The 25897-nt window shown below is 71.2% G+C and carries 26 protein-coding genes; 13 read left to right on the top strand and 13 right to left on the bottom strand.

The annotated features are described in order from the left end of the window. Positions 1–48 precede the first annotated feature (48 nt). Positions 49–1203 (top strand): DSD1 family PLP-dependent enzyme, encoded by a 1155-nt coding sequence (locus ACWD4O_RS40155; RefSeq protein ID WP_451287993.1) that lies wholly within the window; start codon positions 49–51, stop codon positions 1201–1203. 13 nt (positions 1204–1216) lie between these two features. Here the strand turns inward: ACWD4O_RS40155 and ACWD4O_RS40150 are convergent, their stop codons facing one another. Further along, positions 1217–2887 carry an FAD-dependent oxidoreductase gene (locus ACWD4O_RS40150; RefSeq protein ID WP_451287992.1) on the bottom strand — a complete coding sequence of 557 codons (1671 nt, stop codon included), beginning with the start codon at positions 2885–2887 and terminating at the stop codon, positions 1217–1219. A 225-nt stretch (positions 2888–3112) separates the two neighbouring features. On the opposite strand from ACWD4O_RS40150, the gene ACWD4O_RS40145 reads away from it, so the two are divergent. From ACWD4O_RS40145 to ACWD4O_RS40135, 3 genes are all read left to right on the top strand, one after another. Beyond that, positions 3113–3247: a BBE domain-containing protein gene (locus ACWD4O_RS40145; RefSeq protein ID WP_451287991.1), complete on the top strand. Its 135-nt coding sequence runs from the start codon at positions 3113–3115 to the stop codon at positions 3245–3247. A 113-nt stretch (positions 3248–3360) separates the two neighbouring features. Next, on the top strand, positions 3361–3987 hold the full coding sequence (locus tag ACWD4O_RS40140; RefSeq protein ID WP_451287990.1) for a hypothetical protein: 627 nt from the start codon (positions 3361–3363) through the stop codon (positions 3985–3987). Continuing rightward, positions 3984–4367 (top strand): DUF6193 family natural product biosynthesis protein, encoded by a 384-nt coding sequence (locus ACWD4O_RS40135; protein WP_451287989.1) that lies wholly within the window; start codon positions 3984–3986, stop codon positions 4365–4367. The genes ACWD4O_RS40140 and ACWD4O_RS40135 overlap by 4 nt, the downstream gene beginning before the upstream one ends. A 61-nt stretch (positions 4368–4428) precedes the next feature. Here ACWD4O_RS40135 and ACWD4O_RS40130 read toward each other — a convergent pair whose 3' ends face one another. Further along, a complete protein-coding gene (locus tag ACWD4O_RS40130; protein ID WP_451287988.1) occupies positions 4429–5463 on the bottom strand; it encodes a formylglycine-generating enzyme family protein in 1035 nt (344 codons plus the stop codon). A 604-nt stretch (positions 5464–6067) separates the two neighbouring features. Between ACWD4O_RS40130 and ACWD4O_RS40125 the strand changes: the two genes are divergently transcribed. The 3 genes from ACWD4O_RS40125 to ACWD4O_RS40115 all read left to right on the top strand — a co-directional run bounded on the left by ACWD4O_RS40125 (position 6068) and on the right by ACWD4O_RS40115 (position 8850). Then, positions 6068–6658: a hypothetical protein gene (locus ACWD4O_RS40125; RefSeq protein WP_451287987.1), complete on the top strand. Its 591-nt coding sequence runs from the start codon at positions 6068–6070 to the stop codon at positions 6656–6658. A 190-nt stretch (positions 6659–6848) separates the two neighbouring features. Next, on the top strand, positions 6849–8186 hold the full coding sequence (locus ACWD4O_RS40120) for a jacalin-like lectin (protein ID WP_451287986.1): 1338 nt from the start codon (positions 6849–6851) through the stop codon (positions 8184–8186). A gap of 70 nt (positions 8187–8256) precedes the next feature. Next, positions 8257–8850, top strand: a complete 594-nt coding sequence (locus ACWD4O_RS40115; protein ID WP_451287985.1) for a hypothetical protein — start codon at positions 8257–8259, stop codon at positions 8848–8850. Between the two features lie 4 nt (positions 8851–8854). On the opposite strand, the gene ACWD4O_RS40110 is transcribed toward ACWD4O_RS40115, so the two are convergent. Further along, positions 8855–10570, bottom strand: coding sequence for an IlvD/Edd family dehydratase (locus ACWD4O_RS40110; RefSeq protein ID WP_451287984.1), 1716 nt, complete (start codon positions 10568–10570; stop codon positions 8855–8857). Between the two features lie 47 nt (positions 10571–10617). On the opposite strand from ACWD4O_RS40110, the gene ACWD4O_RS40105 reads away from it, so the two are divergent. From ACWD4O_RS40105 to ACWD4O_RS40095, 3 genes are read left to right on the top strand one after another with little or no spacing between them, the layout of a single operon-like run. After that, positions 10618–11424, top strand: a complete 807-nt coding sequence (locus tag ACWD4O_RS40105; RefSeq protein ID WP_451287983.1) for an IclR family transcriptional regulator — start codon at positions 10618–10620, stop codon at positions 11422–11424. A gap of 42 nt (positions 11425–11466) precedes the next feature. Continuing rightward, positions 11467–12327, top strand: a complete 861-nt coding sequence (locus tag ACWD4O_RS40100) for a fumarylacetoacetate hydrolase family protein (RefSeq protein WP_451287982.1) — start codon at positions 11467–11469, stop codon at positions 12325–12327. 11 nt (positions 12328–12338) lie between these two features. Beyond that, positions 12339–13376, top strand: coding sequence for a zinc-dependent alcohol dehydrogenase (locus ACWD4O_RS40095; protein ID WP_451287981.1), 1038 nt, complete (start codon positions 12339–12341; stop codon positions 13374–13376). On the opposite strand, the gene ACWD4O_RS40090 is transcribed toward ACWD4O_RS40095, so the two are convergent. After that, the gene (locus ACWD4O_RS40090; RefSeq protein WP_451287980.1) at positions 13360–14163 is read right to left on the bottom strand and encodes an inositol monophosphatase family protein; all 804 of its coding nucleotides are present in this window, start codon (positions 14161–14163) and stop codon (positions 13360–13362) included. The two genes, ACWD4O_RS40095 and ACWD4O_RS40090, sit on opposite strands and share 17 nt — an antisense overlap. A 175-nt stretch (positions 14164–14338) precedes the next feature. Here ACWD4O_RS40090 and ACWD4O_RS40085 point away from each other — a divergent pair, with 175 nt between their 5' ends. Together ACWD4O_RS40085 and ACWD4O_RS40080 are read left to right on the top strand one after the other, a co-directional pair. Beyond that, positions 14339–15268 carry an ABC transporter substrate-binding protein gene (locus tag ACWD4O_RS40085; protein ID WP_451288023.1) on the top strand — a complete coding sequence of 310 codons (930 nt, stop codon included), beginning with the start codon at positions 14339–14341 and terminating at the stop codon, positions 15266–15268. Positions 15269–15324: 56 nt separating this feature from the next. Next, entirely contained in the window at positions 15325–15858 is a 534-nt protein-coding gene (locus tag ACWD4O_RS40080) for a GNAT family N-acetyltransferase (protein ID WP_451287979.1), read from the top strand. Here ACWD4O_RS40080 and ACWD4O_RS40075 read toward each other — a convergent pair. The 9 genes from ACWD4O_RS40075 to ACWD4O_RS40035 are packed head-to-tail and all read right to left on the bottom strand — an operon-like array spanning position 15839 to position 25131. Further along, a complete protein-coding gene (locus tag ACWD4O_RS40075; RefSeq protein ID WP_451287978.1) occupies positions 15839–17311 on the bottom strand; it encodes a dihydroorotase in 1473 nt (490 codons plus the stop codon). The two genes, ACWD4O_RS40080 and ACWD4O_RS40075, sit on opposite strands and share 20 nt — an antisense overlap. Positions 17312–17344: 33 nt before the next feature. Beyond that, entirely contained in the window at positions 17345–18163 is an 819-nt protein-coding gene (locus ACWD4O_RS40070) for an ABC transporter permease (RefSeq protein WP_451287977.1), read from the bottom strand. After that, entirely contained in the window at positions 18160–18948 is a 789-nt protein-coding gene (locus ACWD4O_RS40065; protein WP_451287975.1) for an ABC transporter ATP-binding protein, read from the bottom strand. The genes ACWD4O_RS40070 and ACWD4O_RS40065 overlap by 4 nt, the downstream gene beginning before the upstream one ends. Beyond that, on the bottom strand, positions 18945–20051 hold the full coding sequence (locus tag ACWD4O_RS40060) for an ABC transporter substrate-binding protein (RefSeq protein ID WP_451287973.1): 1107 nt from the start codon (positions 20049–20051) through the stop codon (positions 18945–18947). The genes ACWD4O_RS40065 and ACWD4O_RS40060 overlap by 4 nt, the downstream gene beginning before the upstream one ends. After that, positions 20048–21346 (bottom strand): glycosyltransferase, encoded by a 1299-nt coding sequence (locus tag ACWD4O_RS40055; protein WP_451287971.1) that lies wholly within the window; start codon positions 21344–21346, stop codon positions 20048–20050. Before ACWD4O_RS40055 ends, ACWD4O_RS40060 begins: the two co-directional genes overlap by 4 nt. Positions 21347–21360: 14 nt before the next feature. Beyond that, positions 21361–22404: an ABC transporter ATP-binding protein gene (locus ACWD4O_RS40050; RefSeq protein WP_451287969.1), complete on the bottom strand. Its 1044-nt coding sequence runs from the start codon at positions 22402–22404 to the stop codon at positions 21361–21363. Beyond that, a complete protein-coding gene (locus tag ACWD4O_RS40045; protein ID WP_451287967.1) occupies positions 22401–23168 on the bottom strand; it encodes an ABC transporter permease in 768 nt (255 codons plus the stop codon). Before ACWD4O_RS40045 ends, ACWD4O_RS40050 begins: the two co-directional genes overlap by 4 nt. After that, positions 23168–24007 (bottom strand): ABC transporter permease, encoded by an 840-nt coding sequence (locus ACWD4O_RS40040; RefSeq protein WP_451287965.1) that lies wholly within the window; start codon positions 24005–24007, stop codon positions 23168–23170. Before ACWD4O_RS40040 ends, ACWD4O_RS40045 begins: the two co-directional genes overlap by 1 nt. Before the next feature lie 35 nt (positions 24008–24042). Continuing rightward, positions 24043–25131 (bottom strand): polyamine ABC transporter substrate-binding protein, encoded by a 1089-nt coding sequence (locus tag ACWD4O_RS40035; protein WP_451287963.1) that lies wholly within the window; start codon positions 25129–25131, stop codon positions 24043–24045. A 210-nt stretch (positions 25132–25341) separates the two neighbouring features. On the opposite strand from ACWD4O_RS40035, the gene ACWD4O_RS40030 reads away from it, so the two are divergent. Further along, positions 25342–25896, top strand: coding sequence for an NUDIX hydrolase (locus tag ACWD4O_RS40030; protein WP_351916152.1), 555 nt, complete (start codon positions 25342–25344; stop codon positions 25894–25896). Position 25897: the final 1 nt, after the last annotated feature.

The following is a 25897-nucleotide window of genomic DNA, read 5'->3' as shown; positions in this document are numbered from 1 at the left end:
AGGTCCAGAACTGGACACACCGTCCAGGCGCGGCTATCGTTTCACCCCGTGAACACCCCGAACACCCCGAACACCCTGGCCGATCCCGACACGCCCTTCGCCGTCGTCGACGTGCACAGAGCCCTGCGGAACATCGACCGCCTCGCGGCCAGGGCATCCGGGCTCGGCGTCGCCCTGCGCCCGCACGTCAAGACCGCCAAGAGCCTCGACGTCGCCGCGCTCATGAACGGCGGCACACCCGTCACCGTCTCCACCCTCGCCGAGGCCGAGGCCTTCGCCGACGGCGGCTACACCGACATCACCTACGCCGTCGGCATCGACCCGCACAAGCTGCCCCGCGTGATCGCGCTCCTGCGCCGCGGGGTCACCCTGCGCGTCCTGCTGGACAGCACCGAGCAGGCGACCGCCGTCGCGAAGGCCGCCCGCGAGGCCGGCCTCGGCATCCCCGCCCAGATCGAGATCGACTGCGACGGCCACCGCGGCGGCCTCAGGACCGACGCCCCCGCGCTCGTCGACATCGGCCGGATCCTGTACGAGGCCGACTGTCTGGACGGCGTCCTGACCCACGCGGGCGAGTCCTACTTCGCCCACACCCGCGAGGAGCAGCGGCTGGCCGCGGAGAACGAACGCGACACCGCCGTCACCGCCGCCGAGAGGCTGCGCGCGGCCGGGCTGCCGGTGCACACCGTCAGCGTCGGCTCCACCCCCACCGCCCACGCCGCCGAGGACCTCACCGGCGTCACCGAACTACGGGCCGGCAACTACGTGTTCTTCGACCTGGTCATGGCCGGACTGGGCGTCTGCCGGCTCGACGATCTGGCCCTGTCGGTCGTCGTCACCGTCATCGGACACCGCCCCGAGTACGGCTGGATCCTGACCGACGGCGGCTGGATGGCCATGTCCCGCGACCGCGGCACCGCGAACCAGTCCCAGGACCAGGGCTACGGCCTGGTCACCGACCTGTGGGGGAACCTCGTCCCGGGCCTGGTGATGAGCGCCGCGAGCCAGGAACACGGCACCCTCACCGCCCGCGACGGGGCCGTCCTGCCCGACCTGCCCCTCGGCACACGGCTACGCATCCTGCCCAACCACGCCTGCGCGACGGCGGCCCAGCACCGCGGCTACCACGTCGTCGACAGCACACTGCCGACGACCGGCGCACCCGCCGTCCAAGCGGTCTGGGACCGGGTCAGCGGCTGGTGACCGGCCTCCTCGGCTACGACGTGCCCGGAAGGCGTACCGACTGGGCGTGCCGGAACACGTCGCGTGGATCCCAGAACGCCTTGGCCCGCTGCAGCCGCGCGTAGTTGGCCCCGTAGTACAGGTGGTGCCAGGGCTGACCGGCCTCCGGGTCGTTGAACTCGGGGTCGCCCAGGTCGACATCGGGGTAGTTGATGTAGCAGCCGTCGGTGTTGACGTCCGGCGACTCCGGGGTGGGCAGCACGGGCACGCCGCCGGTCTCCGCGTACATGTCCTGGTAGAGGCCCCGGATCCACTCCAGGTGCGGTGCGGCGATCGAGGGGTCGGCCAGGGCGTCCTGGTAGTCGAAGACCCCGTCGTGGTTGGCGTCGTCCTCCCAGCTCCAGTAGGTCTGATACTGGAGTTTGAGCACGGACGAGCGCTGCGGCACGGCGGTGGCGAACGGGTCGACGTCGTTGACCCGGCCCCCGTAGGAGTCGACCTGGACCAGGGCGTCCTCGTTCGAGTAGCCCGTGGTGAGGCGGTCGAAGAGCACGCCGAGCTGACGCTCGGTGAAGTTGCCCGTGTGATAGGCGGACTTGTACTTGCCGCACCGGCTCGGGCCGGAGCCGTTGAAGTTCTGGGTCGCCGTCAGCCAGGGCAGCCGGGTGGGGATGAACTGGTCACCGAGCGGCGGTTGTTCGCCCATCGGCAGGTCGAACACGGCTTGCGGGTAGTCGGGTTCGGGGGCGATCCAGTTCAGGAAGCAGTTGAGTCGCTCGATCGAGTCGTCCCGGGTGCCGTCGAGCTGGACGACCAGGCCGATCTTGCCCTTGGCGAGGTTCGTCAGCTTGAACAGCGTGAACAGATCGCTGAAGTCGAAGTCGCGCAGGCACCCGGGGCCGCCCTCCCCTGTGCGTTCGGCCACGAAGAACTCGCCGTAGCGGTGCACCAGGGACTTGAACTTGTCGGGGTCCCCCTGGGGCCCCGCGAAGAGGCTCCAGTCCCAGGCCACCGCCCTGGTCAGCACCTGGGACGGCGGCTCGGGCAGGCCGCGGAACCAGTAGCGGGTGACGACGCCGAAGTTGCCGCCTCCGCCTCCGGTGTGCGCCCACCACAGGTCCTGGAGCGCCGGCTCCGGGGAGTCCTTGCGCGCCACGGTGACCTCGGCGTGCGTCCGGTCGCGTACGGTGACCACCTCCACGGCGTACAGGTAGTCGACCGTGAGCCCGTGCAGGCGGGAGAGCAGACCGAAGCCGCCGCCCGAGATATGGCCGCCCGCTCCGACGGAGTAGCACGAGCCGCCGGGCAGGGCGAGGCCGTAGCGCCGGTACAGCTGGGTGATGCTGTGCCAGTTGGTCGCGCCCGCCTCGACGCAGTACGCCTCCATCTCGGCGTCGTAGTGGACGCGGTCCATGGTGCTGACGTCGAGGATGACGGCGACGTCGTCGCCGCAGACGAAGTTCTCGTAGCAGTGCCCGCCGGAGCGGACCGTGATCCGGCGCGGCGGCGAGTCACTGCCGGCCGTGCCGGGGAGGTAGGTGTTGAGCGCGGCGACCACATCGGCGGCGCTCGTGGCCACCACCACATAGTCGGGGCTGGCCACCCACCGCTGGTTGAAGCCCCGGCGGAGCGCCTCGTAGCGGGGGTCGCCCGGACCGACCTCGGTCGGGCCCACGGGCGGGAGTTGACGGGACGCGGCGGGCATGGCGATACCTCCACGGCAGACGACGGCGGCAGACGACGAGGGCGAACGACAGGGTCGGGCCACGAAACGCGGATCACGAAAGTCAGGTCACGAAAGGCTATTGACCCGTCACGTTCCGTGACTCCGCCGTTCGAGTGACGGCCGCGGGCGCAGGGAGCAGATCACCGTCCCGACCGCGCGCTCCCACACGCCTGCCGAGGGCGACTGCTCGCCCAGACCTGCGCCATGCACCGCACCCTGCGCCGCGATCTGAGGACCTCGGCGGCGTACGTCAACTTCCCCGACCCCGACCTGCGTCAGTGGCGGACCGCTTACTACGGCCCGGTCACCATGTCACTCCAGCGGTTCCGACCTTGCTGAAATGCAACAATGCATCCCTCATCCGTAGTATCACTACGAACGACAGGGCAGCAGTGACTGCTGGCACGGGCTCCCGCCCGTGGCCTGTTGGGCCATGAAGGAGCGTGAAGATCATGTCTGACACCACGATCGAATCAAACGGGGTGACCACCCAGTACGCAGCTCAGGTGGCCGGTGACCTGGAGCGCAACCTCAAGGAGCAGGAGGTGCTCGCCGATGAGATCGCCACGCTGCAAGGGAAGTTGGCGGCCCTGGAGCAGGACCGCACCGTGCTGCTGAACGTCCGGCAGGCCCTCGGCGTCGAGGCCGCTCCGGCCACGGCGGTACCCGCACCCCGCGAAGAGGCGGCCCCGGCCCCCGTCGAGGCTCCCAAGAAGGCGACGGCCAAGAAGTCCGCCCCGGCCAAGAAGTCCGACCCGGCCGCCCGCAAGTCGGCCGGCAGGACGCGGACGCCCCGGACGGCGGCCGCCGAGCCGGCTCAGCCCTCACTGGTCTCCCTGGTCCGCGAGCACCTGGCCGGTCAGGACGAACCGCGCTCCGCGGCCGAAGTGGCCCAGTCGCTGGGCCAGTTGCATCCCGAGCGCGGCATCAAGACGACCGTCGTGCGGACCACTCTCGAAGGGCTGGTGGCCAAGAACCACGCCCAGCGCAGCAAGCAGGGCACGTCCGTGTTCTACACCTCCCCCGATGCCCCGCCGCCGGCTGACGAGCAGGGTCAGGACCAGGACGAGTCTGCTTGACCCCCGACACACGAACTGCATGGAACGATCTGTTGCAGGAGTTCCGCCCGCCGCACTCCGACTCGGACCCCTACACACCGGCGATGTGGACCCTGCTGCAGGCCGCGAGTCGACATCCGCTGCTGCGCACGATGTATCCCGGGCTGTCGACGACCATGCTCACCTTCTCCCGGACGGATGACTTCTTCGCGCGCGAGGGCGAGCGTTTCCCCGTCATCGGCGCTGCCGCCGGAGAGTTCGGTGTGTGCGCCTACCCCGTCAGCGAGGACACCATGCTGCTGGTCACCGACGATGTCGAGGAGGCTGTCGCCTTGGCTGCCCGGCTCCTGGCGGAGCAACTCGACTCCTCGACACCGTCCAGGACTTCGACCGACCGGTGACAGCGCTGTCGCCGCCCACCTCCACGGCCGGGGAAGGGTTGCGGTCGGTGGCCGGGTGGGGTCAGCCCGCCTCGGCGGTCGCGGCGACGCGGAAGCCCACGGTCGAGTAGCGGCCCGACGGGTCGCGGCCCTCGCCGCGGTAGAGAGCGGTGCAGCTGTTGAGGTTGGCGTACCAGGAGCCGCCGCGGATGGCGTTGACCTGCTGTCCCATCTCGCCGCCGTGGGTCGCGGTGATGACGGAGGTGGTCCACTCCCAGCAGTTGCCGCAGAGGTCCAGGACGCCGTCGGCGCTGGCTCCGCCGGGGTAGGCGGTGACGGGGGTGGTGTAGCCGCCGGTGGCGGTCAGGGCGTCGTAGACGTCGGTGTAGATGAAGCCGGTGCGGCTCGCGGTGACGTTCCAGCCGGCCACGGTTCCGGTGCTGCCGATGGAGAGGATCTCGGAGAGCGGGAAGCTCCGGCCGTACAGGTCGGAGCCGGTGGCGGTGTAGGTGGCCAGGTCCGAGCCGTGTTCGGCCAGTTCGTAGGCGGCGCACACGGCCATGTAGTTGTAGTTGCTGGTCAGGACGAGGTCGGCGTAGGTGGTGCCGGCCTGGTCGCCCCAGGGGTAGGTGAGGGCGTCGGGGCCGGAGGCGGCGTTCTCCCACTCGGCCTCGGTGGGCAGGCGGAAAGTCCAACCCTCCGCGTCCGCCCGGTCGTCGAGCCAGTCGCAGTACGCGGTGGCCGAGTCGAGGGAGATCGCCAGGACGGGGTGGTCTGCCTTGCCGTCGGGGTAGACGCCGCCGTCCCAGTAGGCGGGGGTCTCGCGGCCTGAGTCGGTGACGAACTCCAGGTACTGGGCGTTGGTGACCTCGTAGACGCCGAGCCAGTAGGCGGCGTCGATGGGCGAGGCCTCGCCCGAGCCCGCCGTTCCGGCGACGTCGGTGGCGAAGGCGAAGGACGGGTTGGCGGCGATCTCGGCCAGGTCCTGACCCGCCACCGTGGTCAGGGTCGTGGCCTGTGCGGCGGCGTGGGCCGGCCGCACCAGCCCGGCCGTACCCGCCAGCGAGAGGAGGGTGAGGAGAGTCCTTCTGCTGATGCCTGGGGCGGTCGCGTTCATGACGGCTCCTGAGGAGGAAGGCGTGGCGCGTATCTGCGCATGGCTGATACTCCATCAGCACCCGCCATCTGTCGACACTTTGGCCACAAAGTCTCTCGATAGCGAGCCGTGAGCAGCACGGCGTCGACAGTTTGCAGCGCGAGCGGCTCATCCGGTGACCCGCCGGGCGACCATGCGCAGGGCGGTGGCCGGGGCGGAGGGAAGACGCCGAGCCGGCCCGGCATGGCGATGTCGTCGCGGACCGCCTCGTGCCGAACCACCTTGCCGTCGCGGAGATCGACGAAGGGGCCGGTGTGCCGGCCTTGCATGCGCAGCCGTATCCAGACCTGGTCGTCGTTGCGAGCCTCGTCAGAAAGTGCGGAAAGTGAGCACGTAAGTGGGCGGGCGGGCGGCCCGAGAGAGCCACCTTCGAGCGGCTTCTCGCTTGCGTCGATCATCCGCCGCCCCGCGCCGCGAGCACCCGCTAGCTTCCTGCTCTCGATCCGTTCGGCGCGCCGACTGCGCCGGACGGGACGGGCGTTGCGCCGGAAACACCGCCAACACCGCGCGCACGCCTGTGTTCATCACGGCCCGCGCCCCGGGCCCTTCGGAGGGGGAAGCATCCATGTCCCGTATCGCCGCCGCAGTCTCCCGCGTCTCCCGGCGCAGGCGCCGGGTGAGTCTCTGGACGGGAGCGGCCACCGCGGCCGTCGCAGCGGTCGCCACGACGCTCGCGGTGGCTCCGCCGGCCGCGGCCGCCACGTATCAGTACGACTGCCGTCGGCTGTCCGGAAACGGTTCCTACAGCAGTCCGCTGAACCTCGGCAATGTCACGGGCCGGACCGTGGTGGCCGTGAACTGTCCGCCGCTGACGTCCGGGGCGGGGTACGCGAACCGCTACTTCAGCTTCACCCTCACCCGGCCCGCCCGGGTGCCGTCGTACGCGGGCGCGTCCTTCGTCCTGAACCAGGTCCAGAAGTCCGCCGTCAACCCCTCGTTGAGCTCGGGTCCGTACACGATCATGCACACCGGCGCGGGGCTGTGGACATACGACCGCAACGGGGCGTTCAACGGGCGCTATCTGCCGCTGGCGCCACTGCCCGGCGGACGGGGGGTGCTCGCGGCGGGCACATACCGGCTCAACCTGCAGAAGCTCGACTCGCCGCTGCGCTCGCTGAGCACCCCGTGGTTCAACGTCGTGGTCTCGACGCCCTGAGCCCGAGCTGACCGGCCGAGGCCGGTCCAGGTCCGAACCAACCGTGCCGTCAAGGCACTTGGACACCTCGGCGTCACCCGGAATTCCTGATTCAGTGTTTCCGGAGGGGATGCAAGCGCGTTCTATGTAGCTAGATTTTGGCATGCATGCAACACGCCCACCCCCGCATCCCCTCTGGAGACACTCCCCCATGCGCAGACTCCTTGCCTGTCTGGCGACCGCCGCCGCGGCCCTCGGCGGGCTCACGGCAGCCGCTGCTCCGGCCGCGGCCGCCACCTCAGGCAGCTTCAGCGTGCTCACCTACAACGTCGCCGGACTCCCCGAGGCAATCTCCAGCGCCTCCACCCCGCGTGACACGAGCACCACCGAGATCGGCCGGCGCATCGCCCCCTACGACATCGTCAACGTCCAGGAGGACTTCAACTACCACGCCTACCTCTACTCCACGGACACCCACGCCTACCGCACCGCGACCAGCGGGGGCGCGGGCATCGGCAGCGGGCTGAACACCGTCTCGAACTACGCCTGGGACGGCGACGACTTCGAGCGCTCCGGCTGGAACGACTGCCAGCTCGACTCCGGCGACTGCCTCACCCCCAAGGGCTTCACGTTCATGCGTGAGCGCCTCGCCGAGGGCGTCTACGTGGACTTCTACAACCTCCACACCAACGCGGGCACCAGTACCGGCGACCTCGCGGCGCGCGCCGCCAACCTCGCCCAGCTCACCTCCTTCATCTCCACCCACTCGGCCGGCAACGCCGTCGTGGTGATGGGCGACACCAACACCCGCTACACCCGCTCCGGTGACACCATCGCCGAGTTCGCCGCGGCCAACGGACTCACCGACGCCTGGGTCAAGCTCATCCGCGGAGGCGTCGCGCCCACCAAGGGCAGCGACGCACTGGTCTGCGACCAGACCGGGGCCACCGTGCCCAACACCTGCGAGGTCGTCGACAAGGTCCTCTACCGCGGCAGCAAGCTGGTCACGCTCAACGCGAACTCGTACAACAACGAGCACGCCGGGTTCCTCACCAGCGACGGCAAGATGCTCTCCGACCACGACCCGATCTCGGTCGGCTTCAGCTGGTCGCAGAACGCGGACTTCCAGCTCAGCGAGCAGTTCGGCGGCCCGCACGGCGACTACTACCAGGACATCGACAGCGTCCCGGCCGCCGCCCGCGCCACCAAGATCTCCCTGAACGCCGGATCCCGCGTCGACCAGGTCGGCATCACGCTGAGCAACGGCACCACCCTCACCCACGGCGGCACCGGCGGCACCGCGTCCTCCCGGACGCTGGGCAGCTCCGAGTACGTGACCACCGCGTACCTGTGCCAGGGCGTGAAGGACGGGCACACCCGGATCTTCTACGCCAAGTTCACCACCAACCTGGGCAACACCCTGGCCGGTGGCACGACCACCTCCGACTGCACGACGCGCACCGCCCCCTCGGGCTGGCAGATCGCCGGCTTCCACGGCCGCGCGGGCGACGAGCTCGACAAGGTCGGCTTCATCTACACCAAGCGCTGATCAGCTGCGCACCCCCGGCCCGCCGTCGACGAACGCCCCGTCGACGGCGGGCCGACGGCATACTGGGGACATGCGTCTCGGGGTGGTCGTGGGGATCCTCTACTGCGTGCAGTTCAGCAGGGAGCTGGACGACGACGAGGTCGCGCGCATCACGCGCATGACCTTCGAGCAGCCGCTCTACGGACTCACCACCGAGGAGCGGTACGAGGGGATCGAGGCCGCCCTCGCCGTCGACGACTGGCAGGACGCGCTGTCCTGGCAACCGCACACGGAACCGGTGGTCCGGGACTTCCTGCGGCGCGTGCTGGAGCGTCTGGACGCCCGACGGCCCTGGCCGGAGCCCCCGTTCCGCACTCTCGGCTACGCCCGCTGGCAGGAGTTCCGCCAGGGGACGCCCCTCGCCCGGCTGCGGCTGTACGCCCCCGCGCAGGATCCGATGCACGTACGGCTGCGCACCGTCCCGGGCGACGAGGACCGGCTGCGGGGAGTCGTCCTGCGCCTGCGGTCCGGCGACGAGGTCGCCCTGGTGGCCTCGCCGGCGCCGGACGGTACGGAGGCCGTGCTGACGGCCGTGCCGCCGCACCGGTCCGCGGCGGAGATCGTCGAGGCGTTCCTGAACTGCACGGGGTACACGAGCGAACGGGTGTCTCCGGCGCACGGGTGACCCGTCAGTGGGACTCCCGGCTCACCTCCGAGCCGCTGGAGCCGATGAGGAAGTCCAGGTCGGCGCCGGTGTCGGCCTGTTGGACGTGGTCGACGTAGAGGCGTTCCCAGCCACGGCGGGGGTTGGCGTACCCGGCGACGGTGGCCGCGTTCGGGCTTCTGCGGGCGAGTTCGTCGTCGGGCACGTCGAGGTCGATGCGGCGGGCGTCGACGTCGAGGGTGATCCAGTCCCCGGTGCGGGCCAGCGCGAGCGGGCCGCCCGCCGCCGCCTCCGGGGCCACGTGCAGGACGACCGTGCCGTAGGCGGTGCCGCTCATCCGGCCGTCGCAGACCCGGACCATGTCGCGGACGCCCTGTTCGAGCAGTTTCCTCGGCAACGGCATGTTCGAGACCTCGGGCATGCCCGGGTAGCCCTTGGGGCCGCAGCCGCGCAGGACGAGGACGGAGTCGGCGTCCACGTCGAGATCGGGGTCGTCGATGCGGGCGTGGAAGTCCTCGACGGAGTCGAAGACGACCGCCCGGCCGCGGTGGCGCAGCAGGTGCGGGGAGGCCGCGGCCGGTTTGACGAGCGCGCCGTCGGGGGCGAGGTTGCCGCGCAGGACGGCGATGCCGCCCTCGGCGACCAGCGGCTTCGCACGGGTGCGGATGACGTCGTGGTCCCAGATCGGGGCGTCGTCGAGGGAGTCGACCAGCGGACTGCCGGTGACGGTCAGCGCGTCGGGGTCGAGCAGGTCGCGCACCTCGCGCAGCACGGCGCGCAGACCGCCCGCGCGGTGGAGGTCCTCCATGAGGAAGCGGCCGGCGGGCTGGAGATCGACGAGCACCGGCACGCGGGAGCCGATGCGGTCGAAGTCGTCCAGCGACAGGTCGACGCCCAACCGGCCCGCGATCGCCAGGAGATGGACGACCGCGTTGGTCGAGCCGCCGATCGCGGCCAGCGCCACGATCGCGTTGTGGAAGGACGCCTTGGTGAGGAAGGCGCCCGGTCGGCGGTCGGCGGCAATCATGTCCAGCACCAGTCGGCCGGTGTCGTGCGCGGCCGCGAGCAGCCGGCTGTCCGGGGCGGGGGTCCCGGCCACGCCGGGCACCACCGTGCCCAGCGCCTCCGCCACCAGCGCCATCGTCGAGGCGGTGCCCATCGTGTTGCAGTGCCCGCGGCTGCGGATCATCGCCGACTCGGAGCGGACGAACTGCTCCTGGGACAGCGTGCCGGCCCGGACCTCCTCCGACAGCCGCCACACGTCGGTGCCGCAGCCCAGCGGCGTGCCGCGGAAGGTCCCGGTCAGCATCGGGCCGCCGGGCACCACGACCGCGGGCAGATCCACCGAGGCGGCGGCCATCAGCAGGGCGGGGATCGTCTTGTCGCAGCCGCCCAGCAGGACGACGCCGTCGACGGGGTTGGCCCGCAGCATCTCCTCCGTGGCCATCGCGGCCATGTTGCGCCAGAGCATGGCCGTGGGCCGCACGTTCGTCTCGCCCAGCGACACCACGGGCAGGTCCAGCGGGATGCCGCCCGCCTCGTACACACCGTTGCTCACCGAGGCCGCGACCTCGTTCAGATGCGCGTTGCAGGGGGTCAGGTCCGAGGCGGTGTTGGCGATGGCGATCTGCGGCCGGCCCGTGAACGCGTCGTCCGGCACTCCGCGCCGCATCCACGCCCGGTGGATGTAGGCGTTGCGGTCCTGACCGGCGTACCACTGCGCGCTCCGGAGCCTGACCATGGAACCTCTTCCAATAATCGGTACGGCTGTCTAAAGTTCGGAACGCGATGGAGCATACGCAGACGTACGACGGATCGACAGACCCCGACAGCGGACGGCTGGTGGGCTCCGACCGGGTGCTCGCGGTCCTCAAGGAACTCGCGCGGCATCCCGACAGCGTGGGCCTGGACGAGCTGACCCGGGCGATCGGCAGCCCCAAGCCGACGGTGCACCGGGCCCTCGGCGCGCTGCGCCGGGCCGGTCTCGCCGACCAGGACGCCCGCGGCCGCTATGCGCTCGGGGACGAATTCCTGCGCATGGCCTTCGCGCACCACGAGGCCCGCCCCGAGCACGTCCGCGTCCGCCCCGTGCTGGAGGCGCTGGCGCACCGGTTCGGCGAGACGGCGCACTATGCGGTCCTGGACGGCCGTGAGGTCGTCTACCGGGCCAAGGTCGACCCGCCCAGCGGAGCCGTCCGGCTCACCTCGACCGTCGGCGGCCGCAACCCCGCACACGCCACCGCGGTCGGAAAGCTGCTGCTCGCCCGGCAGTCGGGCACCCTGGACGAGGCCGAGGTCGAGGCGTGGATCGGCGACTCGCACCTGGAGCGGCGCACGCCGAGGACCCTGTGCACGGCGACCGTGCTGCACCGCGAGCTGCGCGCCACCCGGGAGCGGGGCTACGGCCTCGACGACCAGGAGAACGAGACCGGCGTCAACTGCCTCGCCCTGCCGGTGTATCTCACCTCGCCGACGACCCCGTCCGGAGCCGTGAGCGTCAGCGCCCTCGTCTACCGGACGCCGCTGACCACCCTCGTCGACGCACTCGACGAGATCCGCTCCCTCCTCGGCCCCCTCGCCGAGCCGCATTCCTGAAGCCCCGTCCCCTTCATCGACCGAACCCTGGAGTCCGACCCCGTGTACCTCATGCGCATCGGCGCCCCCGGCGCCGAGAAGCCCGTCGCCCGCGTCGACGACGAGACCTACGTCGATCTCTCCGACGTCGTCACCGACTTCGACGAGGCGTTCTTCGGGTCGGGCGGCATCGACCGCGTCCGTCCCGTCGTGGCCGAGCGGGCGGCGGCGGGCCGGGTGTCCCGCTTCGCCGGGGAGCGCGTCGGCGCGCCCATCGCGCGTCCGCACCAGCTCCTGTGCATCGGGCTGAACTACCGCGACCACGCGGCCGAGAGCGGCATGCCCGTGCCCGACGAGCCGATCCTGTTCACCAAGTCGCCCAACACGCTCATCGGCCCCGACGACGACGTACGCATCCCGCGCGGCTCGACCAAGACGGACTGGGAGGTGGAGCTGGGCATCGTCATCGGCCGCCGCACCAGCTACCTCGACTCGGTGGACGAGGCACGCGACGCCATCGCCGGCTACCTCGTCGTCAACGACGTCAGCGAGCGTGCGTTCCAGCTGGAGCGGGGCGGGCAGTGGGCGAAGGGCAAGTCGGCCGAGACCTTCAACCCGGCGGGCCCGTGGCTCGCCACCGCCGACGAGATCGACGACGTCCTCGCGCTGGAGATGTGGCTGGACGTCAACGGGGTGCGCCGGCAGAGCGGCAGCACCAAGACGATGATCTTCGACCCGTACTTCATCGTGCACCACCTCAGCCAGTTCCTCGTCCTGGAGCCCGGCGACCTGATCAACACCGGCACGCCGCCCGGCGTCGGCATGGGCCTCAATCCGCCCGTGTATCTCCGGCCGGGCGACGTGATGGAACTGGGCATCCAGCACCTCGGCGCCCAGCGCCAGCACGTGCTCGGGCCCCGGTGAGCTCCCGCCGTATGCGCGCGTTCATGCTGACCGCCCCCGGCGCGTACGAGGTCCAGGAGGTCCCGGCGCCGGTGGCGGACCCCGGCGAGGTCGTCGTCGACGTCGAGCGGGTCGGCGTGTGCGGCACCGACATGGAGTTCTTCACCGGCGCGATGGCCTACCTCCACCAGGGTCACGCCGACTATCCGATGCGGCTGGGCCACGAGTGGTCCGGCCGGGTGGCGTCGGTCGGGGACGGCGTGGACGCCGGCTGGCTCGGTCGACGGGTCATGGGCGACACCATGCTGGGCTGCGGCGCCTGCCGCCGCTGCCGCCGGGGCCGGCAGCATGTGTGCGAGAAGCGGCAGGAGGTCGGCATCCGCGGCGACCGGCCCGGCGCGCTGGCCGAGCAACTCGCCGTGCCCGCCTCGTCGTTGCACGCCCTGCCCGACTCCGTGGACGCCGTGCTCGGCGCCCTGGTGGAGCCGGGCGGCAACGCCCTGCGCGCCGCTCGGGCCACCGCGACCGGCGCCGGAGACCGCGCCCTGGTCCTGGGTCCCGGCACCATCGGACTGCTGGTCGCGATGTTCCTGCGCGCGGCCGGCACGGAGGTCCACCTGTTGGGCCAGGCCGAGGACTCGCTCGCCTTCGCCCGCACGCTCGGCTTCGAGCATGCCTGGACCCGGACGTCCGTGCCGGACCTGCCCTTCGACGCTGTCGTCGACGCCACCAACGCCGTCGAACTGCCGCAGTGGGCACTGGAGTCGGTCGAGCCGGGCGGGCGGCTCGTGTACATCGGGCTGGCCGGCGTGCCGAGCAGGATCGACACGCGTTCCCTCGTCCTCAAGGACGTCACCGCGGTCGGCGTCCTGTCCGCCTCACCCGGACTGGACGCCGCCGTCCGCGCCTACGCCGACGGATCCGTCGACCCCCGCCCCCTCGTCGCCGCGACCGTGGGCCTCGACGAGGTCGGCGCGGTGCTCGCCGGTGAACGCCCGGACCGGGCCGGACCGGGCCCCAAGATCCATGTCGACCCCCGGCTCGGCGGTCCCGCTACAGCCCGGGCCTGACCGTCCTGCTCCACAGCTCCCGGGCCTCCGCCGCCGCTCCCGGCACCGCCAGCAGCAACGGCTCGTCGTACGCCGGGAGTCGCGGCGTCGCCGTCGCGCCCGCCTCCGTCGCGATGAGGAGTGCGGGGAGACCGTCCACCGGGTGGAACGCGCCGATGGCCGCGGCCGAGGCGCGCCCCGCGGCGACCTGGACCAGGGACAGGGCCGTCGAGCCCATCACCCGTACCGTGCAGTGGCGGTCGGCCAGTTCCGCCAGCAGGGCGTCCTGGCCGGGCCAGTGCGCGTGCGCCGCCCACTCCGTCATGAAGACATGGCCCGTCAGCGTCGTGTGGTCCGCCGCCTTGATCGGGGAACCGTTCAGCTGTGCTCCCCCGCCCCGGGTCGCCGTGAACACCTCGCGCCGCCAGGGGTCCGCCACCACGCCCAGCAGCGGGCTCCCGTCCGGCTCGGCCAGGCCCATGGAGAAGGAGCACCAGCCGAGTCCGTGCGCGTAGTTGGTCGTTCCGTCCACGGGGTCGATCACCCAGTGCGGCGCGCCCGACACGCCCGGTTCGACGCCGTACTCCTCGCCGTCGATGCCCCAGTCCGGGAACTCGCGCCGCAGCGCCGCCCGTACGTGCCTCTCCACCTCTTCGTCGGTGTCCGTGACGATGTCCGCCGGGCCCGCCTTCTCCCGGACCGGACCGGTCGGGGCCGCGGCCGTACCGGTTCCGCGGATCGTCCGGCAGGCCCGATCGGCCAGCTCCACGGCCAGCCGCAGGGCGCGGTCCACCTCATACTCGGTCACAGCTCTTCACCACTCCGATCACGTCGACGCCGACGATCGCCTCCATACCCCACCAGGAGAGCAGCTCACGGTGCCGCCGTCCGGACGGGACGACGGACAGTCCACGGCCACGGTCTGAACATCTCGGAGTCCGCCACCTCGCCCGCTTCGGCCCGCGGAAATATTCACCTGGTAACTGCTTTTCTCTGCAAGGGCCTTCTTCACGGCCCAGGAGCGCGGCGCCCGGCTCGCCGTCGACCCGGAGGTGTCCGTGGTGATCGCCGCGGGCCCGAACACGACGGTCCTCGCGGCCCTGCCCCCCTGCACGCAGGCCCGGTTGACCGTGCTGGTCACCCGCGCGGACAGCAAGGAGCTCAACGCCGCCAACACCACGACCGCGCTCGTGCTGCGCTCCACCCAGACCATCGGCCCGCACGCGGCGCTGCGCTATCTGAACCGGGCGGTCAAACCCGCCCGCACGGTGATCGTCCACGATCGGGCCACCGAGGAGGAGAGCCTGGCCACGGTCCGCATCACCACCGTCCACGGCAAGCTCGACGGCGAGACGGCGGTGGAGGAGGTCGCCGCGGACGAGGACTTCACCGGGGCCGTGCGCCGTATCGCCGCCCGTCCGGCCGACGCGGTCCTGTTCGCCGGGGTGGATCCCGACCGGGCCGCCGCGTGCGCCCGCGCGCTGCGAAGCACGGCCCACCGGGGCGCCCGTGTCGCGGGCGAGCACGTCCTCGGCGCGGCCTTCCTCGCGGTCGGCGAGGGCCGGCGGATCGGCACCGGCTACACCGACGCGAGCGCCGACTCCCGTACCGCGGCGTTCGCCGCCGCGTTCCGCGCCCGCCACAAGGCCGCCCCCGGCCCCTGGGCGGCCGAGGCGTACGACGCCGTCCGGTTCGCCGCCCAGGGCCTCGCCTCCGTCGGCGACGACGGCCGCTCCGCCCTGCGCTCGGAACTCCTGCGCCGGCCCTGGCAGGGCATCACCCGCCGGATGAGCTTCGACTCGGACTCGCAGTTCTTCCAGGTCGGCGAGGACAGCGGCGGGTTCCTGTTCCGTGTGACGGGAGGTACGGCCCGCTTCGTGACCCGCTCGGACGACATCGGCAAGCGGACGTGAGCCCACGCCACGGCCTGATTAGGGACAATGCCGTCGTGTTCGGCAGGATGGGGGCCATGACCGAGATCCGTACCCCCCGCCTTCTCCTGCGTCGCTGGCACGACGACGACCTCGCGCCCATGGCGGAGATCAACGCGGACCCCCAGGTCATGCGCTGGATCGACGACGGCGCGGTGCGCGACCTGGAGCAGACGGCGGAGGACATCGAGCGGTGGGAGGAGGAGTGGGACGAGGAGGGCTTCGGCCTCTTCGCCGTCGAGCTGCTGGCCTCGGGCGAACTGGCCGGCTTCACGGGCCTGTCCCTGGTGGAGGGCCTGCCGGACGTGCCGGCCGCCGTGGCGATCAGCTGGCGGTTCGGCTCGTCGTTCTGGGGTCAGGGATACGCGTCCGAGGCCGCCCACGCCACCCTGGAGTTCGCGCTCCAGGACCGCGGCCTCGACCGGGTCATCAGCGTCACCCGGGCGGGGGACGACGCCTCCGAGAACATCATCCGCAAGCTCGGCATGACGGAGGAACGGGAGACGGTCGATCCGGTGTACGGCTTCCCGCTGCGCGTCCACGCCATCGATCTCACCGAGTTCGAGGGCTGAACCGGCTGAGGTAGGCGCCGGTGGGCGGGCCGACGACCTTGCCCGCCCGCAGGATGTGGTGGCCCCTCAGGAAGGTGTCGGTGACCTGGGCGGTCAGCTCGAAGCCCTCGAACGGGGTGTACTCCTGCGTCGACTCCGACTCCGCGGCGCGCACGGTCCAGGTGCGGCCCGGGTCGACCAGGGCGATGTCGGCGTCGAAGCCGGGGGCGAGGCTGCCCTTGGTGCGCAGGCCGTAGCGCCGGGCCGGGTTCCAGGAGGTCAGCGCGGCGATCCGGCCCAGGGGCAGGCCGCGTCTGGTCCCCTCGGTGAGCAGGCCGGGCAGGAGGTACTCGGCGCCCCCGAAGCCTGCCTTGGCGAGGAAGACGTCGTCCTCGGGCTCGCCGAACTTCAGCTCCTCGCGGCAGCACGCGTGATCGCTGACGACCCAGTCGACGGTGCCGTCGAGCACGTGCTCCCACAGCGCCTCGACGTCGTCGCGGGGCCGCAGCGGCGGGTTGACCTTGCCGCCGAGGCCGTGCGCGGTGGTGATGTCGGCGAGCAGATGGCCGACGGTCACCTCGCGGCGGAAGTCGATGTGCGGGAACGCCCGGCTCATCCGCACGGCCGCGTCGACCGCCTTGCGGGACGACAGGTGCAGCAGGTTGATCGTGGGCAGCCCGGTCTCGTGCGCCAGGTAGGAGGCGACGGCGACCGCGAGGCCTTCGGAGTGCTGCGGCCGGGAAGCGCTGTAGGCGGCGAGGCCGGTCAGGTCGCCGGCCTCCTCGACCAGCCTGGTGTACGCGGTCATGATCTCGGCGGTCTCGCAGTGCAGGGAGAGCGAGATCTCGTCGGCGAGGTCGGGGAACCGCTCCCGGGCGGCCTGCACCCCGCGCATGACGAACTCGAAGTGCGCGTAGTCGTACCGCTCGTCCTCGGGGAGCATCAGGAAGGCGTTCTGGTCGGCCGACCTGCCGTGGAGGCCGTGGCTGCCGTAGAACATGAAGACCTTGAACGAGGTGACGCCGAACCGTTCGATCAGGTCGGGTATCTCGTCGATGTGAGCGCGCGAGATCGGCGCGAGGTGGAAGCCGTAGTCGACGTGGGCGCGGCCGGAGGCGGCGGCCAGCACCTCGGGGAAGAAGTCCGCGTACGCGCCGGCCTTGTTGAGGTAGTAGCGGCCGGTCCGGGTGTAGGTCAGGGCGCTGGTGACGCCGCCCTGTGCGCAGGCGCGGCTCTCGGTGGCCGCGTCCTCGGGCAGCGGGTGGTAGATCCCCCAGTGCTGGTGGGCGTCGACGACGCCGGGGAACGCGAGCCGTCCGTCGGCGTCGACCACCCGACGGACCCCTTCCGTGGCGATGCCGGGGGCCACGACGGCGATCCGGCCGCCGCGGACGGCGATGTCCGCGGGGCGCGCGTCGTCGTGGTCGTGGGTGACGACACGGGCGTTCTTCACCACCAGGTCGTACGAGGTCATGCCGGCCTCCTGCCGCTGTCGTCCCGAGTGAAGTCATGCGCCGATCACCCGGTTCTCCTCGGCCCAGAACACGAGCCGCCTCTGGGCGAACCGGATGACGAAGTGGGCGATCAGCCCGAGTGCGGAGAGCACTGCCAGCACGGCGAACATCCCGGCGATGTCGAAGTTGTAGTTGGTCTGGAGCAGGAGGTATCCGAGGCCTTCCTTCGCGCCGATGAACTCGCCGACGACGGCGCCGAGGATCGCGAAGACGATCCCGATGTCCAGGCCGGCGAAGAGGAACGGGAGCGCGCTCGGCAGCCGCACCATCCGGAACACCTGGAACCGGCCGGCGCCGAACACCGTGAGCATCTGGATCCGGTCGGCGTCGGCCGAGCGCAGCCCCTCGATCACGTTGACCAGCACGGGGAAGAACGAGATCACCGCCGCCATGACGACCTTGCTCGTCATGCCGAAGCCGAACCAGACGACGAACAGCGGCGCGAGCGCCACCTTGGGCACCGTCTGGAAGGCGACGACGTACGGCATGAGGGTGCGTTCGATCAGCCGCACCTGGGAGATCGCGGTGCCCAGCGCCAGCGCCGCCGCCACGCCGAGCAGAAAGCCGTATAGCGACTCCAGGACCGTCACCTTGAGGTGGCCCCAGAACAACGGGTCCGCCAGCTGGGTGCGGAGGGCGGCGAGGATCTGGGAGGGGCGCGGCAGCAGGTAGTCGTCGATGCCGAAGGCGGGGACCGCGAACTCCCAGGCCAGCATGACGACGACGAAGACGGCGGGAACGAGCAGCAGTTCGGGGCGCTCCCGCAGGTCCACGCGCAGCCGCTTGCGCAGCCGCTCGGGGCGCCGCTTCATGAGTCGATCACCCACGTGGCGTCGAAGTGCCTGCGGATCCGTTCGACGAAGACTCCGGCCCGGTCCGAGGCCATCGCGCGGAGTGTGCGCGGGCGTTCGAGCTCGATGTCGACGATCTCGGCTATGCGGCCGGGGCGGGGGCTGAGCACCACGACCCGGTCGGAGAGGAAGACGGCCTCGGGGATGGAGTGGGTGACGAACACGACGGTCTGGCCGCTCTCCCGCCAGATCCTCAGCAACTCGACGTTCATGGACTCGCGGGTCAGGGCGTCGAGCGCGCCGAAGGGTTCGTCCATCAGCAGCACGGCCGGGTCGTGCACCAGGGCCCGGCAGATTCCGGCGCGCTGCTGCATCCCGCCGCTCAGCTCGTGCGGGTGTCTGCCCTCGAAGCCGTCGAGGCCGACCATCGCGAGCAGCCGCTCGGCCCGCTTGCGGTACACGGAGACGTCGAGCTTCTGCACCTCCACGGGCACCATCACGTTCTGCAGCACGGTGCGCCAGGGCAGGAGGGTGGGCGTCTGGAAGACCATGCCCACTTCGGGCAGCGGCCCCGTCACCTCCCGATCGGCGACGCGGACCGTCCCGTGGCTCCTGGAGACGATCCCGGCGAGGATCTTCAACAGGGTGGTCTTGCCGCACCCCGAGGGGCCGACGACCGAGAGGAACTCGCCGCGTCGGACCGTGAAGGTGACGTCCGAGAGCGCGTGGGTCGGCTCGGACCTGCGCAGCCGGTAGGTCTTGTGCAGTCCGGTGACCTCGATCCAGCGGTCTTCGTCCACGGTCACCCGGCGGACTTCGCCTTCGCGATCACGGGCGCGGGGTCGAAGTCGTTCGCGCCCGTGAGCAGGCTGGGGTCCCACAGCTGCGGGAGCGGGACGTCCTCGGTGATCTGGCCGGCCGTCCTGGTGTAGGCGACGGTCTTGTTCCACTCCGCGTCGCTGATCGCGCCCCAGTCCTTGAAGCTCTCGGGCTCACCGGCGGCGGGGACGGCGGTCTTGATCCACGCCTGAAGGGTCCTGGTGTCGTCGGCGATGCGGTCGTCGGCCTTCTTGCCGGTCAGCAGCTGGGGGAAGGCCCGGTATCCGTCGCGCATGGCGGCCTCGGGGTTGACGGCGGAGAAGAGCAGCGCCTTGTAGGAGGCGCGCAGATAGCGCGTGAGCACGTCCTTCTTGTCCTTGAGGGTCTTCTCGGTCACCGCGTAGGTGAGGGAGCGGATGCCGTCGAACGCGTCGGAGTTGTCGAGATAGCGCAGCTCGGCGCCGGTGTTCTCGATGGTGGCGTACGCCTGGGTGTACAGGGCGAGCACGTCGACCTTGCCGTCCTCCAGGGCGGCGAGGGCCTGTGCGCCCACGCCGACCGGCAGCAGGTCGACGTCCTTGGCCGCGTCCAGTCCGGCGTCGTTCACATACGCGCGGGCGTAGCCGGCCGAGCCGGAGGCGAGGCTGATGACCCCGATCTTCCTGCCCTTGAGGTCGGCCGGGCTCCTGACCTCACTGCCGGGCCGGACGGCCATGCGCCACGGCCAGTTGCGCACCAGGCCCCCGATGGCCTTGACGGGGACGCCTTTCTCCCGTGCGGCGAGGACGGCTCCCGCGTCGGCCGGCGCGATGTCGGCGCTGCCCGAGGCGACGGCCTGGACCGCGGCCACCGACCCGTCGGTGTTGATCACGTCGACTGTCAGCTTCTCCTCGGCCAGATAGCCCTCGGCGTCGCCGACCGCGTAGGTGGCGACCTCTTCCTTGGGGGCGATGACGGCCGAGGGAACGGCGAGCCGGAGTGCGGCCCGGGCGTCCGGGTCGCCGTCGGAGGACGACGAGGGTCCGTCCGCGCAGGCGGAGAGCGCCGCGAGGACGGCGACGCCGAGGCCGAGCCGTAAGGGCAGTTTCATGTTCCGTGCCTTTCGTGGCCGTGTCGCTCGATGAGGTCGGCGGCGGTGCGCAGCCCGTCGCGGGCCCGGATGGTCGTGGAGGCTTCCGTCAGCCTGTGCCGCAGGCGGGTGTCGCCGAGCAACTTCGCCAGGGCGCCGTGCAGTTGGGCGTCGGTGAAGCGGTACGGGTCGAGGCGGACGCCGTAGCCGAGCTCGGCCAGCCGCTGGGCGTTGTCGTACTGGTCCCAGAACAGCGGGAGCACGATCATGGGTTTGCCGAAGTGGAGGCTCTCGGTGGTCGTGTTGTTGCCGCCGTGGGTGATGACGAGGTCGACGAGCGGGAGGATCCGCGTCTGCGGGAGGAACTCCGCGCCCCACATGGTGGGCGGCAGCTCGATCTCGTCGTGCAGCGGCCCCTTGGAGACGAGGTAGCGGTGCGGGGTGTGCGCGAGGGAGGCGATGATCCGGCGCATGAGGCCGACGTCGGCGGAGCCGAGGGAGCCGAGGCTGAAGTAGATCAGGGCGCTGCCCTCGGGCCGTTCGGCCGCCTGCGGCGGCAGGGTGAACTTCTCGTCGGTCTCGCGGACCGAGGAGTCCAGCCGGTGCCAGGCGGGGCCCAGCGGGCGGGCTTCGGCGTAGTCGGCGAGCTCCGGGTAGAGGTAGAGGTTGAGGTCGCCGTCGTGGATGAACTCCAGGTCGGGCAGGGGTCGCGCGCCCTGGTCCACGACCCAGGCGGCGAACTCGGCCCAGACCTCGCGGTGGGTGCGGTCGTACTCGGCACGGAACTCGGCCCAGCCCGCGCGGTCGCCGGCCGGGTACCCGGAGAAGGGCGGCGGCACGTGTTCGCCCTTCATCTCCAGCGGGTTGCAGGAGACGATCCGTACGAAGGGGACGTCCGCCGTGGTCAGGGCGGGGAAGCAGACGACGTTGTCCTCGACGATCACGTCCGGCCGGACCCGGTCGAGGATCTTCCTGAGCTGGGGTTCGCAGTACCGGGCGCCGGCGACCAGCTCCTCCCAGACCGGTCTGACCCAGGTGCCGAGCTGTTCGATCGTGGGCTTTTGGAACTCGGGGGCGGTGTCCCGTACGAAGTCCTTCCAGAACTGGCCCGCCTCCTGGGGCTGTTCGGGCGGCGGGGCCAGGTCGACCAGCTCCTCCTCGAAGCCGAGCGGGGCGAGCCTGCCCTTCCAGGACGCCTCTGCCGCGAACACCACGCGGTGCCCGCGGCGGCGTAACACATCACCTATGCCTATGCAGTTGTTGGTCGGACCGTAGGCGCTCTCCGGTGCGAAGAGGACGGTCAGGGGTCTGTTCAAGGGGGTCGAAGGGGTCAAGGGGTGTCTCCCGTCGTCTCGATCGGTACCGCGTCCTCCGGGTCCCAGGACAGCGCGACGCGGGTCCCGGAGGTCACCGTGGCCGGGCCCGGGACGGTCAGCAGGACCGGCCGGTCGAGGCCGGGGACCGTGACCGCGATCCGTGAGGAGCCGCCGAAGTAGCTGATGTCCAGCACCGTGCCGTGCAGGGGGGCGTCCGCGTCCCCCGCGGCGAGCCGGATGCTCTCCGGGCGGACGCCGACCAGCCCCGCCGTGTCGCCGGCCGGGGCGGGCAGGACGCCGACGCCGGGCACGTCGAGTCCGCCGGCGGGCAGCAGCCGTCCGGAGAAGACGTTGTTGGCGCCGACGAAGCCCGCGACGAACCGGCTCCGCGGGCGTCGGTAGAGCTCGACGGGGGTGTCCACCTGCTGGACGCGTCCGCGGTCCAGGACGGCGATCCGGTCGGCGAGCGACATGGCCTCCTCCTGGTCGTGGGTGACGACGAGGAAGGTGATGCCCACCTCGTGCTGGAGGCGTTTGAGCTCCAGCTGCATCTCGGCGCGGACCTGTTTGTCGAGCGCCGACAGCGGCTCGTCGAGCAGCAGCACCCGGGGGCGTTTGACGATGGCGCGGGCGAGGGCGACCCGCTGCCGCTGCCCGCCGGACAGCTGGTGCGGCCGTCTGCGGGCCTGTGCGGTCAGCCCGACGGTGTCGAGCACGGCCGCGACCCGTTCGCCGATCTCCGCCCGGGCGAGCCCTTCCCGCGCCAGCCCGTAGGCGATGTTCTTCGCCACGTTCATGTGCGGGAACAGCGCGTACGACTGGAACATGAGGTTGACCGGCCGCCGGTGCGCGGGCACGCCCAGGAGATCGCGGCCGTCGAGGGCGACCGTGCCGCTGTCCGGGGCCTCGAATCCGGCGAGGACGCGCAGCAGGGTCGTCTTGCCGCAGCCGCTCGGGCCGAGGAGGGCGAAGAACTCGCCCTCCTGGATGTCGAGGCTCACCGCGTCCAGGGCGGTGACCTCGCCGAACCGCCGGGTGACGGCATCGATCCGGATCACAGCGCCTCCGTCGGTCGGTAGACGCGCTGGGCGGCGATCACCACGGTGAAGCTGACCGCGAGCAGCAGGGTGGCGAGCGCGTTGATCTCCGGGGTCACGCCGAACCTGATCATCGAGTAGACGACGATCGGCAGGGTGGGATCCTTCGGGCCCGCGGTGAAGAAGGCGATGACGAACTCGTCGAGCGAGAGCGTGAACGTCAGCAGCGCGCCCGCCACGATGCCGGGGGCGAGGGTCGGCAGGGTGATGCGCCAGAACGTGGTGACCTCGCCCGCGCCGAGGTCGCGCGATGCCTCCTCCAGGGAGGGGTCGACGTGGGCGATCCGGGTGCGGACCACGGCCGTGACGAAGGCGAGGCCGAAGACCGTGTGGGCGAGCAGCACCGAGTACAGGCCGAGGGTGGCCGAGACGAGCGAGTAGAAGGCCAGCAGGCCGATCGCCAGCACGATGTCCGGCAGGACGGCGGGCAGCGCCGACAGGGCGGGCAGCAGCCGCGACCGGCTCGCGTGGCGGGCGAGTCCCACGGCGAGCAGCGTGCCGAGGACGGTGGACAGGGCGGTCGCGCCCGCGGCCACGATCAGCGTGTTCGCCAGACCCCGCAGGACCTCGTCGTCGTCGGCCAGCGTGCCGTACCAGGCGGTGCTGAACCCGGACCACTCGTAGGGGCTGTCCGAGCGGTTGAAGGACATCACCACGAGCACCACGACGGGCGTGTACAGGAACGCGTACGTCACCCACAGCGGGAGGAGCGTCACCCGGCGCATCAGCGGCCGCCCAGCCGGCGCCCGGCCCAGGCCTGGGCCATGAGCAGCAGGACCAGGAACGCGATGAGGGCGAGGGCCAGCACCGAGCCGAACGGCCAGTCCCGCGCCGTGAGGAACTGGTCCCGGATGAGGTTGCCGACCATCACCGTGTGCCCGCCGCCCAGCAGTTCGGGGACGACGAAGTTGCCGAGGCTGGGCACGAAGACGAAGACGCAGCCGGTCAGGACGCCGGGCAGGGTGTGCGGAAGGGTCACGCTCCAGAACGTGCGGGCCGGGCGCGCGCCCAGGTCGGCCGAGGCCTCGAGCAGCCGGGGGTCGACCCGCTCGATCGCCGAGTACAGCGGCAGCACCATGAGCGGGAGATAGGCGTAGAGGAGGCCGAGGACGACGGCGGGCTCCGTGTAGAGGAGTTTCAGCGGCCGGTCGATCACCCCGATGCCGGTGAGGGCCGAGTTGACCACGCCTTCGCTGGACAGCAGCACGATCCAGGCGTAGGCGCGGATCAGGAAGTTGGTCCAGAACGGCAGCACGACCAGGACCAGCGCGACCGTGCGCCATCGGGCGGGCAGCCGGGCGATCGCGTACGCGGTCGGGTAGCCGAGGAGGAGCGCGAGCAGGGTGGTGACACCGGCGATGCGCAGCGAGTCGGTGAGGACGCCGATGTAGAGGGGGTCGGCGATCCGGGTGAAGTTCTCGCCGCTCACGCCGTCCTCGTAGGCGATCCCGCCGAAGCGGCCCCGCCGGAAGACCGTGTAGCCGATCAGCAGAGCCAGCGGCAGCAGGAGCAGGACGGCCAGGTACGACAGGCCCGGGCCGAGCAGGACGAGACCGGCTCGCACGCGTGGTCCCCCGGCCGCCTTCCCCCGGCGGGCCATCAGCCCGCGGTGACTTCCGTGACGATCCGGGCGTACGCCGTCGCGGCGTCCCCGAGGTCGACGGCGGACTCACCCTCCAGTAACTGCGCGGGGGTCATGGCGAGGGCCGGGTAGCTCTTCAGCAGGGCCGGGTCGAGTTCGGCCATGGCGGCGGTGTTGGGGACCTTGTAGAAGATGTTCGAGGCGACCCAGGAGTGCACCTTCGCGTCGAGGACGTAGTCGATGAAGGCGTGCGCCGCCTCCTTGTTCTTCGACGACTTGAGGACGACCATCGTGTCGGTCCACAGGTCGCTGCCCTCCTTGGGGACGACGAAGCCGATCCTCTTGTCGTCGGTCGGGCACCAGCCGTCCCAGGCCTCCGCCAGCACGGCCTCGCCGGACTTGAGCCGGTCGCCGAAGGTGGTGTCGTCGTAGGCGAGGAGCCCGTCCTTCGCGGTGAGCAGCAACTCCTCGACCTGGGCGAGCTGTTGTTCGTCGGTGGTGTTCACCGAGTAGCCGAGCGCCTTCTGCGCGGGGAGGAAGAGCCAGCGTTCGGTCTTCAGCATGGTGGCCCTGCCCTTGACCGCGGCGCGCGGCTTCAGCAGGTCGTTCCAGCTGTCGGGGGTGTAACCGACGAGGTCCTTGCGATAGCAGAGGCCGGTGGTGCCCCAGGTGTACGGGACGGAGTAGACGTTGCCCTTGTCGTGGGCGAGCCGCGCGGCGAGCGGGTCCAGGTTCTTCAGATGCGGGACCAGATCGTGGTGGACGGGTTCGAGCAGCCCCTGCGCCGCGAGCGCCTGCGCGTACTGGCCGGAGACGAACGCCACGTCGATGCCGCTGTCGGCGGAGGCGGTCAGTTTGGCGACGATCTCCTCGTTGGTGCTGTGCTTCGCGACGGTCACGGGCGGGCCGACGGCCGACTCGAACCGGGCGGGGAGGTCCTCCGGCAGATAGCCGTCCCAGTTCGAGACGGTGAGCCGCTGCTTGCTCAGGTCCGCCTGGGGGTCGAGCGACGCGGACGCGGCGGGGCCGCTTCCGCCGGGGCTGCCGTCGCCGCCGCAGGCGGCCAGAAGGAGCGCGAGGGCGGCCGCCGTCGCCGCCACGGACACGTGCCTGAACCTCAGTGCGCCTAACACGCCACTCCCTTGCTGTCGAGATCAGCCGGCTGAGCGTGGGCAGTGCCCGGTTCGCCGAACGGCTCGCGGACAGGCATCGGTTTCCGGAGTCTCGCACCATTGGCATGCACCGGGCAAGACGGCCTTTTCGCCCCGCCTCGTTCTCGTCCCGCGCGGACCGGGGAGTCCGATACGCTCCACCGCGTGAACGACAGCCACCCCGGCCTGCGATGGGAATTCCTGGCCGAACGTCCGGAATGCGCAGGCTTCCTGACGGTACGAAACCGCACCTACCGCTACCCGGACGGCCGCCAGGACCACTGGGACATCCTCTGCGGGCCGCGTACCGTCGCGGTCGTCGCCTTCACCGAGGACGGACAGGGACTGCTCGCCCGCCAGTTCCGGCCAGGCCCGGGACGGGTCCTCGACGAACTCCCCGGAGGAGTCGTCGAGCCGGACGAGACGGTCGAGGCCGCGGCGGCCCGGGAGCTCCTCGAGGAGACCGGCTACCGGGCCGGGAGCGTCGAGGTGGTCATGAAGACCTACCTCGCCTCGTACGCGACCCACGTCCGGCACGCGGTGCTCGCCCGGGACTGCCGCAGAGTGGCCGCGCCGAGCCCGGACGCGGCGGAGTTCATCGAGCCGGTCGTCCTCCCGAGGGCCGACTACGTACGGCACGTGCTCACCGGCGACCTCACCGACGCCGACATGGGCCTGGCCGGGCTCGTCGCGGCGGGGCTGCTCGCACCGGTCGCGTGAA

This window comes from Streptomyces sp. NPDC002623 (assembly GCF_053592635.1).
The sequence above is the reverse complement of the archived record's forward strand: the minus strand, read 5'-3'. Positions and strand labels throughout refer to the sequence as shown.

Coding starts and splice junctions, on each gene's coding strand:
- ACWD4O_RS40150 (WP_451287992.1), bottom strand. CDS start 2,887: ATGCCCGCCGCGTCCCGTCAACTCCCGCCCGTGGGCCCGACCGAGGTC.
- ACWD4O_RS40145 (WP_451287991.1), top strand. CDS start 3,113: ATGCACCGCACCCTGCGCCGCGATCTGAGGACCTCGGCGGCGTACGTC.
- ACWD4O_RS40140 (WP_451287990.1), top strand. CDS start 3,361: ATGTCTGACACCACGATCGAATCAAACGGGGTGACCACCCAGTACGCA.
- ACWD4O_RS40130 (WP_451287988.1), bottom strand. CDS start 5,463: ATGAACGCGACCGCCCCAGGCATCAGCAGAAGGACTCTCCTCACCCTC.
- ACWD4O_RS40125 (WP_451287987.1), top strand. CDS start 6,068: ATGTCCCGTATCGCCGCCGCAGTCTCCCGCGTCTCCCGGCGCAGGCGC.
- ACWD4O_RS40120 (WP_451287986.1), top strand. CDS start 6,849: ATGCGCAGACTCCTTGCCTGTCTGGCGACCGCCGCCGCGGCCCTCGGC.
- ACWD4O_RS40115 (WP_451287985.1), top strand. CDS start 8,257: ATGCGTCTCGGGGTGGTCGTGGGGATCCTCTACTGCGTGCAGTTCAGC.
- ACWD4O_RS40110 (WP_451287984.1), bottom strand. CDS start 10,570: ATGGTCAGGCTCCGGAGCGCGCAGTGGTACGCCGGTCAGGACCGCAAC.
- ACWD4O_RS40105 (WP_451287983.1), top strand. CDS start 10,618: ATGGAGCATACGCAGACGTACGACGGATCGACAGACCCCGACAGCGGA.
- ACWD4O_RS40095 (WP_451287981.1), top strand. CDS start 12,339: ATGCGCGCGTTCATGCTGACCGCCCCCGGCGCGTACGAGGTCCAGGAG.
- ACWD4O_RS40080 (WP_451287979.1), top strand. CDS start 15,325: ATGACCGAGATCCGTACCCCCCGCCTTCTCCTGCGTCGCTGGCACGAC.
- ACWD4O_RS40075 (WP_451287978.1), bottom strand. CDS start 17,311: ATGACCTCGTACGACCTGGTGGTGAAGAACGCCCGTGTCGTCACCCAC.
- ACWD4O_RS40070 (WP_451287977.1), bottom strand. CDS start 18,163: ATGAAGCGGCGCCCCGAGCGGCTGCGCAAGCGGCTGCGCGTGGACCTG.
- ACWD4O_RS40060 (WP_451287973.1), bottom strand. CDS start 20,051: ATGAAACTGCCCTTACGGCTCGGCCTCGGCGTCGCCGTCCTCGCGGCG.
- ACWD4O_RS40045 (WP_451287967.1), bottom strand. CDS start 23,168: ATGCGCCGGGTGACGCTCCTCCCGCTGTGGGTGACGTACGCGTTCCTG.